Origin of the sequence: Psychrobacter sp. L7 (assembly GCF_002810365.1) — a bacterium.
GTDB classification, from domain to species: Bacteria; Pseudomonadota; Gammaproteobacteria; order Pseudomonadales; family Moraxellaceae; genus Psychrobacter; species Psychrobacter celer.
Genome location: NZ_NEXR01000010.1, coordinates 258,301 through 276,402 on the forward strand (window position 1 = coordinate 258,301; position 18,102 = coordinate 276,402).

The window sequence follows — 18,102 nt, forward strand, 5'->3', positions numbered from 1 at the left end:
CAAAATAACTGATTAAGACAATGAGCCTCAACGCCTGTCGCTGACAACGGTGGAAACTATAACGTTTGCCAAATGATATCAGCAACCTGCTTGCTGGCATGGCGATTGGCAAGCGCGTGGCCTTTCTTGGCCATCTCCAAACACGTGGCGCGATCCAGTGCCGCCAGCTCTTGGCTCAAGCGCTGCGCGGTCAGCTCAGACTGCGGCAATAAAATCGCAGCACCGTGGTCAGTTAACGTGCGGGCATTGGCGGTTTGATGGTCATCCACCGCGTGTGGCAATGGCACAAAAATCGCCGCAATACCGACGTTTTGAATCTCAGTGACCGTCAAAGCGCCGGCACGGCATACGATGACATCTGCCCAATTATAGGCGGCGGCCATGTCATCGATAAAAGGCTGTACCACAAACGTGTGCTGGCTCAAATCCTCATGATCGTAGGCCGCTTGCGTCGTTTGTTCATTATTACGGCCGCATTGATGACGCACATCAAACGGCTGATCTAATAGCGCCAAAGCCTTGGGCACATTAGTGTTGAGCGCTTGTGCACCCAGCGATCCGCCTACTACTAATAGCTTTAAGGGCGTGCTGTCGTGGATATCATAACGCTCAGTAGGCTTTGTGACGCCCGTAATGGCGTTGCGCACAGGGTTGCCCACTGTCTCAAGCTTAGCATCCTGCTGGCTATTGGCAAACGTATCTTCAAACGCTTGTAGCACCTTGGTCGCCATCTTGGACAAATAGCGATTGCTCATACCAGCGATGGCGTTTTGCTCATGAATGATCAGTGGGGTTTTGGTCAAACGCGCTGCAATACCGCCAGGCGCGGTGACATAGCCTCCAAAACCCACCACCATATCGATCTGATTGCTACGAATCACTTTGATAGCCGCCATCGTCGCCGAAAGCAGGGTCACCGGCAGCTTTAATAGACGGCCAACGCCCTTGCCACGCAGACCCTGCATATCGATTGCATGAAAGCGGTAGCCTGTCGGCTCGACCAAGCGATTTTCCATACCAGTGGGCGTGCCCAGCCAGTGAATCACCGCGCCGCGTTTGCTCAGCTCTTCACTAACGGCCAGTGCCGGAAACACGTGGCCACCTGTCCCAGCAGCCATCATTAGTATATGCGGTGTTTTCATGAACCCCTGCCTATCTTTTTTTTATTTATATGAAGCACTTATTGTCCTATCGTGGTCATGGCCCACCGTCCAAAATGAGCCGCCGAAAGCTGGCATAGTATAGTGTAAATTATGGGCTGATATATAGTACTTTATGCACAGTTCATAACAAAAATCCAAGCCATGAAAAATCACAGCTTGGGCGTTATTAGCGTGTGCTTAGAGGCGCATTTTTCGGCCCCATCTTAGCACAAGGGTTTTTTCTCATTGTGCACATACTTTAGTAATAAATTACGCTATCGTTACTGCTTTGTTTAATGAGCGCGCTTGTGCTCGATTGCGATAATCAAATCTGTAGCAATATCGGTGCCACACTGGTCATCAATCTCGCGTACACAAGTCGGACTGGTAACGTTAATCTCTGTAATACGGCCGCCGATCAAATCCAGCCCGACAAACATAAGACCTTTTTCTTTGACGATGGGCGCGACGACCTCTGCCACTTGACGCTCCATATCGGTGAGCGGCATCGCCACCCCACTACCACCGGCCGCAAGATTGCCACGCGTCTCGCCTTTGACTGGAATACGTGCCAAGCTATAATCAACCACCACGCCATCGACGATGAGCACACGCTTATCGCCCTCAGCGATCTCAGGTAAGTAGCGCTGCGCCATGATCGGCAAAGTCTCAAGCTCGGTCAACATCTCTAACGTCACCCCGATATTTGGGCTGTCAGCGGTCAGGCGAAAAATACCGGTGCCGCCCATGCCGTCTAAGGGTTTGACGATGACGTCTTGTTGCTCGGCGATAAACTGGCGAATGTGTGCCTGTTTGCTGGTCACAATCGTCGGACTCATATAGTCGCTAAACCAAGTGGCAAACAGCTTTTCATTACAGTCGCGAATCGCTTGTGGGTCATTGACCACCAACACGCCTGCCGCTTTGGCATGATCCAGCATATAAGTGGCATAAATGAAGCGCATATCAAACGGTGGATCTTTACGCATCAAAATCACATCAAAATCACTGATCGCGCCTGTGGCCTTGTCGCCCAAGCTATAAAAATCTGCCGGATCACGTTTGACGGTCACAGGCTGGGTATCGGCCATCAACTGACCGCGATCCAGCCACAGATCATGAATCTGACAATAGCCAAGCGTATGACCACGGTCTTGAGCCGCCCACATCATCGCCAAGCTGGTGTCCTTTTTATAATTGACCTGCTCGATAGGGTCCATGATGACCAGTATGTGTAAGGATTTTTTTTGATTTTCTTGGCTCATAATAAGACTCATTTATATTAGATGGTTTAGGCGCGCTGATATATAACTGATATACAGCCGATCTGTATACTGTCAATCACAGAGCAGCAGCCACTATAACGATAATGACCAACTATACACCGTACTGCGCGCGGTAATGCTGCATTTTTGCAAGTTGGGTAGCATCTTTGTACTGGCCATTTGCCGCTGCCAAGTAGCTGATCAGATCATCGATATCGACCAATGCTCGTACTGGTACGTTTAGCGTCGCGGCCAGCTCTTGGATAGCAGAGTGCTCACCTTGGCCTTTTTCTTTACGATCAAGCGCCACGATAATACCTGCCACGCTGGCGCCCGCTTGCTCGAGTATCTCGACCACTTCGCGCATCGCTGTGCCAGCCGTAATCACATCATCGAGCACCCAGACCGCCTTACCGCTGACATCTGCACCCACCAAGTTACCGCCCTCGCCATGTGTTTTGGCCTCTTTGCGGTTATAGCCCCATTTGGCGTTGATACCGTGATACTGCCACAACGCTTGCGCGGTGGCGGCAACGAAAGGAATGCCTTTATAAGCCGCACCAAAGATGACCAGCTCTTGCATGTCCGCCTCGTCACTTTTGATCATTTGTGCCGCCAAAGCATCTGCATAGCCGCGTGCCAGCAAAGACAACATCTCACCTGTCGCCAGCAAGCCTGCATTAAAAAAATAGGGACTGATACGACCAGACTTTAGGACGAACTCGCCAAACTTAAGCACTTGGTTGTCAAGCGCTAGCTGAATAAATTGATGTGAAGAAAAAGAGGCGGTTTGGGCGTCAGCAGTTGCAGCATTTAGCATGAGATATTCCTATAGGCAAAAAAAGACAAAAAAGTGGCGTTATTGTACGCATTATTGATCAGCTTGACCAACCGTTGATGGCATAATCCTGCATATTGGGATAACGCATCAATAAGCCATTACGCGATGAGAGGTTAAAGTAACAGTGACCGTCGTGGCTGACTTGTATGTCCCAGCCCAAATGGTAGGCGGCGACCACGATATGACCTGCAAACACTCGAATTTGCCGATAAACATGGCGCTGCGCAGGCTCACAAATCATCTGACTGAGCAAATAGCTGCGTACGTACTGGCACACTTGCGCCGCACTATAGCGGTGATTGATACTTTTACGTGTCTGGCACTGCTTTAGCGCATGAACCGCCGCGCTGCACGCCATGATGTCAGTGGCCAAGCTGCCCTCGCCCGTTTCAAACTGCTGCGGCTGCAAGATCACCTGCCAGTCATCGGCATAGGCATCGCTTAGTAACTCGTCAGGATTATAGCGTTTGATAAGAGCGCGCAAAGAGGCGGTAGAAGCTTTGGTCTTCTCAGGCAAGCCTGCGCTTGTTTGGTGAGTTTTTACTGAGCGATCAGCAGGCGCAAAACCATAACGATGGAGCGCTGGATACGCGCGCATGGCCTGATGGATATCGGCCATATCCAACAGTATCATGCCACCGAGCGGCGATAGTAGCGGCTGTTCGCTGTGGTTTTGATAAAAGCTGTCAGGCAACTCGACAAGCTTTGCTGCCTGTAATAGCGCCAAATGCTCAGCCAACGCCTCAGAGGCAATCAGCGCCCATTTCGATAAATTGCTGGTACAAGGCTGATAGAACCGCGCAGAGTTGCCGTAAAGCCGGCGCAGCTGACCGTTTAGCCGCCGTGCTGGCTCTGGAATATCACTCAGCGGCCGTGCAGGATCGAGCGGCGCTTGGCTTGGATCAAAATTAGGGTGCACGATGGCAGGCTGCTGACTATCAGGCAACGTAGAGGAGCGCTCAGCATTGCCTTCTGCCAGCATGTCGCTTGCTGCGTGCTTTGCAGTAGATAAGCGGCTCTCAGAAGTAGAAGGCTGGGTCATGAAATCTCCATCAATGATAAAAAACGATAAGCGCGAACTAAGTACCAGCTGTGCTGTATCGGTTTTAAAATAACTGAACGATAGGGTTGATGATAGACGGCTATTTTACGCTTGATGGCGCAAAATATCACGGTAACCTACTTGCCAGTCAGGATAGTCAAGCCACGCTAATGGTATATTGCTGTGCAGACGCTTGCCCGTGACAGCGGTTTTTTCATCCGCTATCGCTGGCGGTGCTTCTCCCACTTGCGCACTGAGCCAAACACCAAGCTCCAAGGTGGTGACTGGCGCATAATCCGTCGCAATATAAAGCGGCTTTGGAGCAGCAATGGTCAAGACGTTGACGATGATATTGACCAAGTCGCTATCCATAATACGATTGCTCCAGTGGGCAGCGGCGACGGGCTTTTTTTGCGGATCGCGGGCTTGACGCAGGCGCATCAGACGCTCGCGCCCATAGATACCACTAGGGCGAATAACAATGGCGCGATCAGCAAAGCCTTGCTGCAGTACCTTTTCTGCTTGCAAGATAATTTGCGAAGCTTCGCGCTTAGGCATGGTCGGCACCGTCTCTTCGTCTATCCACTCACCGCCATCCTGCCCATAAACGCCCGTTGACGAAATAAACACAACGCGCGTCAGATGTGGTAGTTGCTCGGCCAGTGCGGCTACATGCTGAGCAATCGCCAAATAGCTGTTTTGATAACCGCTGGCTGAGTAGTCATCAGGCGTGACGATAATCGCCAGATGGGTAAAGTCTTGTAGCTCATCAGCGCGCAAGCGCAAGGCATCTGCTTGCATAAAGCTTGCTTGATCATTTAAATCATAGTGCTCGCGGGTGCGGCGAGCAAGACCGGTGACTGATAAACCGTCCTGCGCCAGTTTATTGGTCACGGGCAGTCCGATGTCGCCTTGTCCGATAATCAGTAGGTGCATACTCATTTTATATCCTTAAAAATAGCGTCGGTATGACAGCTGTATATCGTCATTGGCGTCGATACGCTCCTGCCACTCATAGCTGGCATTGATGCGCACTGCTTGATTTTTATCGATATCGTACTGTAGGCCGATGCTTGAGATTGGCTGCCAATAATGACTGCGAACGTCTGGGTCGTCACTGCTGCCATGATACCAATATGGCAATTGCAATTGGGCTTGCGCGCGTAACTGATTGTTAATCTGATAGTCACAGCCTGCATTGACCCCAGCACCGACACGAAAGCCTTTATGGATGCCGCGGCCTGCTTGCCCCTTCCCTGACAATAGAGCGTAGCATAGCTGCGGCGGCATCTCTCCGCTGCCAGCTTTTGGGCTACCGAGCGCCCACGACCAGCCCGTCTCGTAGCCGGTGCTACCGACCAAGTGATCGCGCCCTGATGGTTGCGAGCCATCATTTACGCGGGTCGCCTCGACACTGGCGCCCCAGGTTTTGCCTTGTTTGGCGGTATTGACAGGATTAGAAGAGCGGCCTCGCAGGATTGTAAAATTCTCTAATACCACACGATCTGGCTCATGGTCTTTACTGGTGTCTGTCTCATAAAAACGCACGGTCGCAGCCAGTGCCTCTAGATTAAAAAACTGAGGAAATCCTGAAGCACGATCCAAGGTATCATGGAATCCCAAACGCAACCCCACATCAAGGTAGCCGTTATCACCGCGCTGACCTGCGCCAATCTGAGCCACTTGCAATGGATGTCTATCGATTGGGTTGTTGTCCGAGGCAATAATGCCATGATCTATGATGGTCTTTTCATCGCCAGCTGAGATACTCGATGCCACATTGCGCGCTGCTGATTGAATATTACTCGCGTCATCATTGGTGAGATTTTGATAGCCCAGTGCGGCCGCCTTGGCCTTATTTAGCTCGGCTTGACGCACCGTACTATCAGATGGGGTATAACGGGCATCTGCCAATAAAGACTCCTCATCAAGCAGCTTGACCACATCGGAGGGAATGACCACATAAGGCAGCTGGCTGAGCAAATCCTGCTCGGGGCGCACCACATCGATCAGACGCAGAATCTCAGAGGCGCAGTTGTCCGTGGTAAAATAATAAGGAATGTCTAAATCCTTAGTCTCCCACACATGCAGGATGATTTGCTGCACCTCTGCGGGTGTCAAATCCAACTGATACGTCCACGCGTCACGCTCATCGTCTTTGAGATATTTGGCCAGCTTTTCGGGATAAGGGTCGATCTCAATTCTATTATTATACCCGCCGCTGGTGGCTTTAATGGCATAAATAGCAAACGCATCGTCAGGGTCGCCATCGACAGTGTCATTGAGGGCGTAAGCATGGTGAATCTGACTGGGGTCAGCAGCACTGATCGGTGAGTCGATACGTAGCAAGGTATGGGCGAACGCGGAGATTGGATTGTCCAAGTACTCCTCAGCAAACATAATGGACAGCTGCTCGGGGTTTAGCATCGCCATCCACTCTGTCAGCTCAGGGCAGTCCGCTTGCAAGCTTGAGCTATCAATGCCTAGCCTCTGAGTGAGCCAGTGTGTGCGCGCAGGAAACCGGCAAATAGCTGACTGTGCATCGCTGCTGGGTTTGGACTCAGGCGGTGCGACCCTCTGCTCGGCCAAGGCCACTAGCAGCGCATCCAGCTCAGCGCCAGCGTCGTGCTGGCCGTCAGTGCTGAGGAAAAACGTAGGACTATCGATAAGGCTTTTGGACGCGCCTTTATTAAAGAGTGATTTTTTATCATCCAAAAAGTACAACAATCGCCGCCAAGTGGTATGCTCAGCCAGACTGTGCGCTTGCACCTGCTGACGCCATGTGGCTAATAATTGCTCGGCTTCGCTATTTTGACTATGCAAGGTGCCATCAGTCTGCGGCGTTAGGCTATGGCTAATATCAGCCGTGATGGTTGGCGCAGCCGCCAGCTCGCCTGTCATCACCAAGGGCGCAGGCGTCGGCAACACAGCCTGCACTTGCGCTGAGAGTAGCAGCGCTGCCACTGCAAAAGGCAAACGTGCACGCACGCAGCACGCTCGCAGGCGAGTAGCGCTTGAGGTACAATTTACAGAAAAACTCGGCTTTGTAGACATGAGGAAACTCTCGCCCGTTATCATATGAGTGAATATTAATCTAAATAACAACTAAATATGCTAACCACCATCATCGATGACATACATCTGACATCTGCGCTCAACCTATTTATAACGAAAACGACAATATAAAGAGAACATTATGCCCAGCTCAACCATCCCATCATCCATGACTATCGATGATGGCCTACTATCGGCCGCCACTTGGCTTGCATCACCCAATTTTAATAAGCGACCTGAGCACACCACCATTGATACCATTGTCATTCACAATATCAGTCTACCGCCCAACGAGTTTGGCGCATGCGGCTCTGATGGTGTGCATTATGTCAAAGCACTATTTACCAATCAGTTGGACTGGGACGCCCATCCGTATTTTCAGACGATCAAAGGTGCTGAAGTGTCAGCGCACCTGTTCATAGAACGTGATGGCGCAATTACGCAGTTTGTTAACTTCAATGAGCGTGCGTGGCATGCTGGCAGATCCAACTACCTTGGGCGACCTGAGTGTAATGATTATAGCATCGGCATCGAGCTTGAAGGGTCTGATTTTGTGCCCTTTACCGCCGCGCAATACCACACGCTTGCAGCCGTCGTCGCGGCTATATATAGCGCCTACCCCAACACCCGCCGTCACCTCACTGGACACAGCGACATCGCCCCTGGACGCAAGACCGATCCAGGCGAGTTTTTTGAATGGGCGCGGCTGCGTGAGCTTATTGCTCATCAAATGGCAGGATAGCTGCTGGCTGGCTGGCTGGCTGGCTGGCTGGCTGGTAGCATTTCCACAGTCGTTCCATTTATCTCGATAACGAAAGTGCTATAATTTGTCAGTTTTTTGACACCCATCACTCAGTAACTTCTTATCAGCAGCCCCTTATCAGTAAACAACATAGCAAAACAGGTTCTTATGGCAAAAAGTCGGTTATTTCGCTCTACGATGGTGGTCAGTAGCATGACCATGCTGTCTCGTGTTTTAGGCTTGCTACGTGATGTGGTGTTATTGGGCGTGTTTGGTGCAGGTGGCCTGATGGATGCCTTTTTGGTCGCTTTTAAGATTCCAAACTTTTTGCGGCGTCTGTTTGCCGAAGGCGCTTTTAGCCAAGCATTCGTCCCTGTGCTGTCTGAGTATAAAGAAAAATATAGCCTACAGCAGGTGCAGATCTTGGTCAGTCGTACCTCAGGGGCGCTGCTACTGGTGCTGTCCATGCTGACGGTGCTGGTGATTTTAATTGCGCCGTGGGTGGTGACACTGTTTGCCCCAGGGTTTGCTGAACAACCCGACAAATTTGCCATCACCGCTGAGCTGCTGCGCCTGACTTTTCCGTATTTGCTGTTTATCTCTATGACCGCCTTTGCCAGCGGTATCCTACAAAGCTATGGCCGCTTTGCCGCACCAGCCTTCGCCCCCGTATTATTAAACTTGTGCATGATTGGTGGTGCGCTGATTTTCGCGCCGATGTTTGATACACCGATCATGGCGCTCGGCTATGCAGTGGCTATCGCAGGATTGCTACAGTTTTTGATACAGCTGCCGCAGCTTTGGCAACAAAAGCTGCTGGTCGCGCCCAAGGTTGACTTCAAGCATGAAGGGGTCAGACGTATTCTAAAGCTGATGCTTCCCGCTATCTTTGGTGTCTCGGTCACCCAGATTAATCTGCTGCTCAATACCGTCTTTGCCTCATTGATGATAGGCGGCTCAGTCTCTTGGCTCTATGCAGCTGAGCGCATGAGCGAGCTACCGCTTGGGCTCATCGGGGTGGCGATTGGGACGGTGATTTTGCCCAGCTTATCAAAGAGCGAAGCGCAAAAAGACGATGTCAGCTTTAAAAAAACCATCGACTGGGCGGCACGTCTGATTATTTTGGTGGGCGTGCCAGCGTCGGCGGCGTTATTTATCTTAGCCGACGTGCTCATGCAGGCGCTGTTTTTGCGCGGAGAGTTTACTTTGCGTGACTCACAGATGAGCGCGCTGGCGCTGCGTAGTATGGCGGGTGGTATTTTAGGCTTTATGCTGATTAAGATTTTTGCGCCTGCGTTTTTTGCGCGGCAAGACACCAAAACCCCAGTAAAAATCGGTATTATCTCTGTCTTTGCCAATATGATTTTTAGCGTGGTTTTTATCGGTATTTTTTACTTTTTAGAGATGCCGCTACATGGCGGATTGGCCTTAGCCACCACAGGTGCCGCCTTTGTCAACGCCGGCTTGTTGTATTATTTCTTATATCAGCGTGAGATTTTTCGCTTTGGTAGTCATTGGAAAAAACTGTTTGCTCAGTTTGCGATTGCTACAAGTGCCATGGTTGCCGCCCTGTACGTCATGCTGCCTTATTTTCCAACCGATGAGGCGCAGTGGCAGCGTATCATTGCTCTGCTCGTCATGTGTGCGGTGGGCGCAGCGGTCTATGGCGTGGTGTTATTGGCCACAGGCTTTCGTCCGCGCCAGCTCAAACATGGCTAAACGACGCCTTTACCAAACCAAAACAAGCCTTATATGAGAAATGATAGTGCGTGAAGCCGATAGTTGTGATAATTGACGTTTAACGAATACATAAATTTTAAGGGTCAATATGACAACGAAACAATCCACCTTACTACGCTTACCGACCTTACTCACTGCTAGCGTTCTAAGCACCGGCTTACTTGTGAGTGGTTGTGGCAATAATGATAATGTCGAGACAGCTGCCAATCATACTGCAGATACCGCAGCTATTGAAGAGACAGCAGCTGTTGCCAAAACCTCTGAGGATGACCTAACGACTGCAGTAGAGACAGTCGATAGCGACAATGACGTGAAGCGTGAGCAGATAGCGGCCAATACTGAAGATAAAACCGCTATCGATAGTGATAATGTCAATCCTGTCACCGCCTCTGCCAAGCAAAAAAGCTTGGTCACTAATCCAACCGAAGCAGACACGCCAGAAGATACGGTAAAAAAAGCGCTAGATAGCTTATATTATGGTGATGCCAAAAAATCCGCCTCATATTATGAAGTGAATATGGCAAACTTTGAAGAAGAGCTGGCCAACACTCAGTCAGCGTTTCAACAAACAGTCGATGGCGTCACCATTACGGATACCAAGTATAGTGATGATAAAACGCGTGCCACCATCACAGGCGAGCTGATGCTAAAAGGCCAAAGTGAGCCTGCGCCGCTGACTTATGAGCTGCAAAAGATAGATGGTCAGTGGAAAATTTTAGGTTAATGTGGTTTAGGTTAATGTGGCTTAGTTAAGGTGTTTTTGATAAATGTCCTTTAGATGAATACTCTTTATATAAAGGCCGCTCAAATGATAAACATCTTCGGTCAAAAGATGCCAAACCAACGCATTTAAGACGTTTTATTTGAGATGCCATCTGACGTCACCGCTTTACCGAGCATCACCACATCAGCGACAAACCCCTGCATATCGCATACTTTTGGCATATAGCCCCACTGCTCAAAGCCAAGCTTACCAAACAGTCCTAAGCTTGGCTGATTGTGCGCAAAGATTAGGGCGACGACATTATGAATACCAAGGCTTGGTGCTTGCGTCAGCATCCAGCGTGTCAGCAAACTGCCTAAACCCTTTGCTTGATAGTCTTGATGCAGATAGATACTCATCTCTGTGCTGATATGATAAGCCATACGCGCATATAAGTCGCTAAAACTGCCCCACGCCACGATTGGTGATGTTTTTTGACTGGTTTGCACCGCTTGCACTGTTTGAGCTGTATCCTCGCTCGCTTGCTCCCTCGATTGAGCCCTAGCTCTAACGACATAAATAGGCCGCGTCGGACTGTTTATGTGCTCGGCAAACCACGCGGCGCGCTCTTCACAGGTCACTGGTGTCAGCTGCGCTGTGGCTTGTTTGCCAGCGATACTTTGATTGTAAATCGCCACAACCTCGGGCAAGTCCTCTGCTCTAGCATGCTGTACCGACCATACATCATTGAGATGGTAAGACGGGGCCAAAGCAGGTAAAGAAGTAGCAGTCATAGAATGTCCAGAGCTAAAAAGCGACACAGGGTATTTGGGAAAATAATACTCACCATCTAGACCTTCATCAACAGATAGCAAAGCCGCGATAGCGCAGATCAGCAAACGCGTTTTTTGCGATGCAGCCATCGCTGGCACAAATCGTTTGATACTGGTTCGTTTGATACTGGTATTATCCATAGACCATAAGATGTTAGTATGGCTATTTTACTTTATAATGGCTGGTTTTAGACACCTCAATGTTTTATCTGGACGTGTTTTTTCCTTCTTTATTTGGTCTTATTTATCATAGCTGACATTTATGAACACCTATTTTCTTGAGCAACTGATTGCCACACCAAGCGCCCTGCCTGCCCATACTCACCCAGTAGCGCTAGCGCCTTGTGTGCTCACTATCGGTAACTTTGATGGTGTGCATTTAGGCCATCAAGCGATGCTCGCCCAAGTACGCGATATCGCTGATGCGCGGGGGCTTGACGCTGCTGTCATGATATTTGAGCCGCAGCCACGTGAGTTTTTTGCGCCAGCAAGCGCCCCCGCCCGCCTCACTAACTTGGCAGAAAAGCAGACACTACTTGCAGAGTACGGCGTAGAGACACTCATTGTCGCAGGATTTGACAATGAGTTTCGCTCGCTATCGGCGCAGGCATTCGCGGATTTACTGGCACTGCGCCTAAACGTCAAAGCCTTGGTGCTAGGAGATGATTTTAAATTTGGTCATGATCGGACGGGTGACAGTGCGTTTTTGCGCAGCTACGGCTTAGACGTGACCAATCTGCATACCGTCGTCGATGATGGCGGCAAAGCGGCACGTATCAGCTCAACCCGTGTGCGTGATTTGCTATTGGCAGGAGATATTGCGTCGGCCAACGCCTTGCTTGGCCGCGATTATACAATGACAGGCGAGGTCATCAGTGGGGATAAAATCGGCCGTACTCTGGACTTTCCCACCGCCAATATCGAGCTTAAGCGCTTAAAGCCTGCGCTGCATGGTATCTTTGCCGTCGATGTGGTCAGCTTGGATGACAAAGGCGAGACAATCGCAGATGGTTTAACAAAACTGGCTAATGATGACACTATGGGCATAACAGGCTTGCGTCCGCACAGTTTGTTTGGCACGGCCAGCATCGGCACCCGCCCCTCTGTCGACAAAGCCCACGACTGGCGCTTAGAGGTACATTTCCCTAACCTACAAGCTGACTTATATGGCCTGACGCTACAAGTGCGCTTCTTGCACTATTTGCATGGCGAGCGCCATTATGAGAGCTTAGACGCCCTAAAAACAGGTATCCATAATGATGTCAAAGAGCTGATTGCTTGGCGCGCGCAGCAGCCTGATTAAGCAGTATATTCAGATGTGATAGGTGTGAAGCTCAGACGTTCAGACAAAAAAACCCACAGTCGATATCGTACTGTGGGTTTTTTATGCTTTTCTAATATTTCTATATTGGGTTTTTTATATCAGCTTTTAGGCATCTGGATGCATACGGACATTTAATTCATCAATCGTCTCTACCCAAGCGGCGTCTTTTTTCCACTCCTCTTGCAAAAACATACGCTGATTTTCCGTCCAGATATCAGAATCTACCAGTTTTTCATCTTTGGCCAATTTGTTTTTTTCGATAAACTGATTAATCGCCTCATCAGAGCTATCGAGTCCTAACTGGGCAAATAGCTCATTCATATTATATTCAGGTTCACCTAGCATACTGTCTCTCCTTAAATGGTGCAGGTTTAATTGTACTTATTATTGCAACGAACCCATTTATTGTAGCAAGCTTTTTTTTGTTCGCTGTTAATCCACGTTTATCTAACGTTATCAATTGTATTGATGAGGGTCTCAATAAATGTCAACGCACAAAAAAGCCCTCAGCTCATCGATGAGGGCTTTTTTTATGGCTGTCTACCATACTTTTAGCAAAGTCATGGCTTATGGTAGTAGGTGTGCTACCGCATCACGCTCTTCGCTCAGCTCTTGCTCAGTGGCAGCCATTTTCTCTTTTGAGAATTCTGATGACACGTCAACGCCGTCTACGATAGACCAGTCACCGTTAGCGCATGTGCATGGGAATGAGTAGATAAGGCCTTCAGCGATACCGTATTCGCCATTTGAGTAAACACCCATAGAGACCCAATCGTTCTCGTCAGTACCGAGCGCCCACGTGCGCATATGAGCAATAGCAGCGTTGGCAGCGGAAGCTGCAGACGAGGCGCCACGAGCTTTAATGATAGCCGCGCCGCGCTGCTGTACTTCTGGGATGTACGTGTTTTCGTACCAATCACGATCAACCAACTCTAGCGCTGGTTTGCCATTGACAGTCGCAGCCGTTAGGTCTGGATACTGGGTCGATGAGTGGTTGCCCCAGATGGTCATGTTTTTGATGTCATTGACAGTGCTGTCAGTTTTTTCGGCCAGCTGTGCCATCGCACGGTTATGATCTAGGCGAGTCATGGCGGTGAAGTTACGTGGATCTAAATCTGGCGCGTTACGCTGAGCGATTAGCGCGTTGGTGTTGGCAGGGTTGCCGACGACCAATACTTTTACATCACGGCTAGCCACTTCGTTCAATGCTTTGCCTTGTGCTGAGAAAATCGCAGCGTTGGCTTCTAGTAAGTCCTTACGCTCCATACCTGGGCCACGTGGACGGGCACCGACGAGTAACGCGTAGTCAGCATCTTTGAATGCCACATTTGCATCATCAGTTTGAACGATACCTGCCAACAATGGGAATGCGCAGTCTTCTAGTTCCATGACCACACCCTTTAGGGCGTCAAGCGCTGGTGTGATTTCAAGCAATTGCAAAATAACTGGCTGATCTTTACCTAGCATCTCGCCAGATGCAATACGAAATAGCATCGCGTAGCTGATATTACCAGCGGCACCAGTGACGGCAACACGTAAAGGCTGTTTCATTGACATTGAATACTCCCTAATTGATGGTTAGATCATTCATGATTGTAATAGATGATTATCTTTTTAGATATCGACTTGTTTGCTGCACAAAGGCAGCGCTAAACCGAGAGCTAGTGTAGCACTTCGTTTGGTAAATCGTCTAGAGACAATCAGAGGCTTGCCGCGGATTGTCACAGATTATATTGTTACATTTTATACAAAATAATCGACGGGGTCACAAAAACACTGAGGCGACCAGCGCTTAAAAAAACGGGTAAAAACAAGGTAGAAACAAGATAAAAGACAGCGAGTAAAGACTAAAACACGGCCTTAAACAATCACCAAAAAGAGAGCGTGGCAAAACAGCCTGCAAAAAAACAGCGCTCATACCCGAATAGTACAGCGGCCAGTGTCCATGTTGGAGTACGACAACACCTACTTACCGCCTGAGATGATAAACTTGCTACCGCAATTATTTACCACTTGATAGCACTTACCAAAATCACTGCCATCATAACAGACATGGATGTCGGTCAAAATCGACTGACGACGATTGCCAGCCTGACAGATCAGATCAATACCACTGGCGGACATACCGCTATTTAAGCGCGTCATTTGACTGATAAATCGCGCCTTAGACACAGTATAACTGTTACCCGTATTAAGCTCGTTTGGGAGTTTTAGCGCACCCGCGTAGTTGGTGATTTGACGAAAGTAACTGGCCGCACTCAGAGGGCTACAAGCGCCGTAACGCTGCCATGCCTGACTACGAACCGTGGTATCAGGCATGATACGATTGACGACTTTTAGCTGTAGCGGTGTCAGACGCGGCTCACTGCCCACGCCGCAGCGCTCACCATAGCCCATATCTAGCCCCGACACCGTCAAAGAGTAGCCTTCTAAGCATTGACGCATGCGCGCGCGTGTCGGCTGGATGCTGCATAGCGCAGGGGTCATCTCAATCATCAACACCCGCTGTCCTGTCTTGACGGTGCTAGCAGCGTGCGCGGGTAACAACATCACGCCTTGCAATATGATCAGCACGCCTATACTAGATGACGCCATAATGGCTCGGCCAGATGGGCTAAACTTGGACGCCGATTTATAAGTCAAGTGCATTTTCATCTGTGATGATGAGGGATGCCTCGCTTTTGATAATACAGACAGGGTAAAATATTTTTTGATCATAGGAGGCTGGAAACATCTAGCAATGACAAAACATGGACTATCACTTAGGGCTGCACAAAGACGTCGATATCGGACATCGCAAGGCTTACTAAGCATAAAGGTAACAAAAACATGAGTGCTTACCAATTGATAAACACAAAACTTTGGCGCTAAACAACAGGCCAATAACCACAACACAATAAAATCATGGTAGCAAACCGTTTTTTTTAATCTATAGCAGAAACGTAAACATCGGAGCAAGGCGGCAGCTGTAACACCGCCATATATGCGGCTCCCTGCTAAAGTCAGGTCTGTGCCAAAGCGGCAGCACCAAGAGCAATGGCCATGTTGTCGCTACATCTGTCCTAAAATAAGCCACCAAAGGCAAACCATCAAAGACGAGGCATTGATGGCTATTAAAGGATAAAAGTATTAAAACGCTGCTGGCACGGTGCCCATACGCTGCGAGATCGGCTGACTGCGGCCAAGCAAACTGCTATATACCGTCGCGTTTTCCATCACATGCTTGACATAGTTACGAGTCTCAGGAAAAGCTATCGACTCCACATACTGGTCAGCCGCAAGTGAGCCATACACAGGCTGCCAGCGTTTGGCGTTGTTGGGTCCAGCATTATAGCCTGCGGTGGCCAGTACTGGCTGGTAGTTGAGCTTGCCTAAGATATCACCCATATACCATGTGCCATAGCGGATATTGGTGTCGCCGCTGTTGGCACGGCTGGCGCTATAGCTCTCGCCCAAATGACGAGCGATATACTTTGCTGTACCTGGCATGATTTGCATCAAGCCGCTTGCACCAACGTTTGAGCGTGCCGACGTCACAAAACGGCTCTCTTGACGCATGATACCATAAGCCCACGCAGGATCGATGCCTGCCGACTGGCTATAGCGTACCACTGCGCTCTGGTGCGGCATCGGATGCGATAGCGCCAGACTGTTTACGCTATCGGTATTATCAATCGCATAAATAGCCCGATCCAGCCAGCCCATGTCATAGGCTTGCTGAGCGGCAGCAATGATGAGGCTGTCATCACGATTGTCTCGGGCCTGCTTGACAGCCCAGTTCCACTCGCGGTTGGCATAGCCGCGACTCGCGTCAGAGTTGTATAGTGCAAATGCACGAGCAAAGTGTGGGTTTTGCATGACGCGGGCGCGATCTGCGGCGCTGACAGTTGGCAAGTTATTGCCGCCCAAACGGCTGGCATCAAAACGCTGACCGACTTTATCTTTTGCTAGCAGGCCATAGTAATCATTACTCTTGGCGATATTTTGATACATTCTTTTTGCTAGGCCGCGTTTACCTGCATCACTTGATTGCTCATAAGCGCGTGCCAGCCAATATTGCCACTGATTGCTTTTTTGGGTTTCGCCATCCATCTTTGAGATGGCTTCGACCACATCATCCCAGCGGCTAAAGCGAATCGCGGCCATGGCATAGTCTTCGGCTTCTTCAAAGTTAAAGTCATCATCTAAGCTATTGCGAAACCAGTCTACCGCTTCAGCATTAAACCCATCATCGGTATTATGATTCATACGCTGTACCCCAAGGATACGATAGGCGTAGCGGCGGGTTTCGTCATTGAGCAAGTGTGTCGCGCGCTGATTGTCTTGTTTGATATCAAAGTCCAACTGTAGCGCTGCTTCACGATAAGACTTATCGGCGACGCGGCCCAATGCATATAAGTACAAGTATTGGTTGGTTTGGCTGGCAGGCTCACGACCAAAACGCGTAAAAAACGCCGATGGGTTGAGCTGAATCTCACTCAACGCCGCATAAGCAATGGGCGTCCCTAATCGCGATGACAAAGCCATGATATCGCCCGTCTTGCCTTTACGTAGCATACGCTTGAGGCGCGCGGCGCGATCTTGGTTGCTAATCAAGGCGTTATTATTCATCTCCATCGCCAGCTGATCACACAGTGCAGGCTGCTTTTTGGTGGTCAGCCATACATCAGACTTGGCCGCCATGGCACGCATGGTATCGCCGCCATTATTAAAACCAAGCGCCACCGCACAGCGCTCAGAGCTATCGGCATTGGTTATCAGATTGGCCACTTGCCGTACAGCGGCATAATCATTGGCTGCCGCTTTGGTCTCAGCAAAGTCCGCCACCAGCTTTTCGGCCATGACCGTATTAGGATACTGACGGACAAACTGCGCCACCGCCGCCGAGCTTTGTGAGCCCAAATCCAAGTTCATGCGCCAATAGGTCGGGTACATCGCAAACAACCCACCACTCATCAACTGTTCGTAATTATACAGTGCGCTGACATCTCCCCGATCGGCTGCTATCGCCGCCGCCATAAACGAGTCAATGCTGTTGTCTTGTTGATAACTGGGTTTTTGCTCAAAGCGGTCATCCTCGCCCCACGTCAGCTCCGCACAAGCAACTTGTGATAGGCCAAGCGCACCAAGGGCTGTCGCCATGAAGACGCCAAACCGCAGCGTACTGGTGGTCAACCGCGATGGGCGGTATTCTCGATGAACAGAGGCTCTATCCTTGATACTATGAGCGGCGCGCAACTTTGTCATACTGACTCTCTTTATTATGTCTTTATCAATAGGTAAACAGCGGTTTATCACGTACCGCTAAGCGTATGCCACTTATCATACTATACCCGTTGCACTTTCAACCATCACCTTTACCTTTTATTAATAAATACGACAGTACGGTGTAACATAAAAGTGATAGTAAGCGGTG

At 49.7% G+C, this 18,102-nt stretch carries 15 protein-coding genes; 4 read left to right on the top strand and 11 right to left on the bottom strand.

Features of this window, described 5'->3' with window-relative positions:
• Positions 1 to 56: 56 nt before the first annotated feature.
• From murG to CAP50_RS10815, 6 genes are all read right to left on the bottom strand, one after another.
• Complete coding sequence (murG, locus tag CAP50_RS10790) at positions 57 to 1,142, bottom strand: undecaprenyldiphospho-muramoylpentapeptide beta-N-acetylglucosaminyltransferase (protein WP_100749990.1); 1,086 nt, start codon at positions 1,140 to 1,142, stop codon at positions 57 to 59.
• 293 nt (positions 1,143 to 1,435) lie between these two features.
• Complete coding sequence (gene gshB, locus CAP50_RS10795) at positions 1,436 to 2,407, bottom strand: glutathione synthase (RefSeq protein ID WP_100749991.1); 972 nt, start codon at positions 2,405 to 2,407, stop codon at positions 1,436 to 1,438.
• A 112-nt stretch (positions 2,408 to 2,519) separates the two neighbouring features.
• On the bottom strand, positions 2,520 to 3,227 hold the full coding sequence (gene pyrE / locus CAP50_RS10800; RefSeq protein ID WP_100749992.1) for an orotate phosphoribosyltransferase: 708 nt from the start codon (positions 3,225 to 3,227) through the stop codon (positions 2,520 to 2,522).
• Positions 3,228 to 3,285: 58 nt separating this feature from the next.
• Entirely contained in the window at positions 3,286 to 4,290 is a 1,005-nt protein-coding gene (locus tag CAP50_RS10805) for a hypothetical protein (protein WP_100749993.1), read from the bottom strand.
• 105 nt (positions 4,291 to 4,395) lie between these two features.
• Positions 4,396 to 5,232, bottom strand: coding sequence for an SDR family oxidoreductase (locus CAP50_RS10810; RefSeq protein WP_100749994.1), 837 nt, complete (start codon positions 5,230 to 5,232; stop codon positions 4,396 to 4,398).
• 9 nt (positions 5,233 to 5,241) lie between these two features.
• On the bottom strand, positions 5,242 to 7,344 hold the full coding sequence (locus tag CAP50_RS10815; RefSeq protein ID WP_241900747.1) for an Lnb N-terminal periplasmic domain-containing protein: 2,103 nt from the start codon (positions 7,342 to 7,344) through the stop codon (positions 5,242 to 5,244).
• A gap of 142 nt (positions 7,345 to 7,486) precedes the next feature.
• Between CAP50_RS10815 and ampD the strand changes: the two genes are divergently transcribed.
• From ampD to CAP50_RS10830, 3 genes are all read left to right on the top strand, one after another.
• Entirely contained in the window at positions 7,487 to 8,086 is a 600-nt protein-coding gene (gene ampD / locus CAP50_RS10820; RefSeq protein ID WP_100749996.1) for a 1,6-anhydro-N-acetylmuramyl-L-alanine amidase AmpD, read from the top strand.
• Between the two features lie 168 nt (positions 8,087 to 8,254).
• A complete protein-coding gene (gene murJ, locus CAP50_RS10825; protein ID WP_100749997.1) occupies positions 8,255 to 9,805 on the top strand; it encodes a murein biosynthesis integral membrane protein MurJ in 1,551 nt (516 codons plus the stop codon).
• Positions 9,806 to 9,914: 109 nt separating this feature from the next.
• Positions 9,915 to 10,550 carry a hypothetical protein gene (locus CAP50_RS10830; protein ID WP_100749998.1) on the top strand — a complete coding sequence of 212 codons (636 nt, stop codon included), beginning with the start codon at positions 9,915 to 9,917 and terminating at the stop codon, positions 10,548 to 10,550.
• A 125-nt stretch (positions 10,551 to 10,675) separates the two neighbouring features.
• On the opposite strand, the gene CAP50_RS10835 is transcribed toward CAP50_RS10830, so the two are convergent.
• Positions 10,676 to 11,323: a GNAT family N-acetyltransferase gene (locus tag CAP50_RS10835; protein WP_100750097.1), complete on the bottom strand. Its 648-nt coding sequence runs from the start codon at positions 11,321 to 11,323 to the stop codon at positions 10,676 to 10,678.
• Between the two features lie 301 nt (positions 11,324 to 11,624).
• Between CAP50_RS10835 and ribF the strand changes: the two genes are divergently transcribed.
• A complete protein-coding gene (gene ribF, locus CAP50_RS10840; protein WP_100749999.1) occupies positions 11,625 to 12,665 on the top strand; it encodes a riboflavin biosynthesis protein RibF in 1,041 nt (346 codons plus the stop codon).
• Positions 12,666 to 12,791: 126 nt separating this feature from the next.
• Here ribF and CAP50_RS10845 read toward each other — a convergent pair whose 3' ends face one another.
• From CAP50_RS10845 to CAP50_RS10860, 4 genes are all read right to left on the bottom strand, one after another.
• Positions 12,792 to 13,031, bottom strand: coding sequence for a DUF2789 domain-containing protein (locus CAP50_RS10845; RefSeq protein ID WP_100750000.1), 240 nt, complete (start codon positions 13,029 to 13,031; stop codon positions 12,792 to 12,794).
• 222 nt (positions 13,032 to 13,253) lie between these two features.
• Complete coding sequence (locus CAP50_RS10850) at positions 13,254 to 14,243, bottom strand: malate dehydrogenase (protein WP_172953122.1); 990 nt, start codon at positions 14,241 to 14,243, stop codon at positions 13,254 to 13,256.
• A 408-nt stretch (positions 14,244 to 14,651) separates the two neighbouring features.
• On the bottom strand, positions 14,652 to 15,281 hold the full coding sequence (locus tag CAP50_RS10855; protein ID WP_172953123.1) for a hypothetical protein: 630 nt from the start codon (positions 15,279 to 15,281) through the stop codon (positions 14,652 to 14,654).
• A 534-nt stretch (positions 15,282 to 15,815) separates the two neighbouring features.
• Positions 15,816 to 17,828: a transglycosylase SLT domain-containing protein gene (locus CAP50_RS10860; protein WP_446737511.1), complete on the bottom strand. Its 2,013-nt coding sequence runs from the start codon at positions 17,826 to 17,828 to the stop codon at positions 15,816 to 15,818.
• Between the last annotated feature and the right edge of the window lie 274 nt (positions 17,829 to 18,102).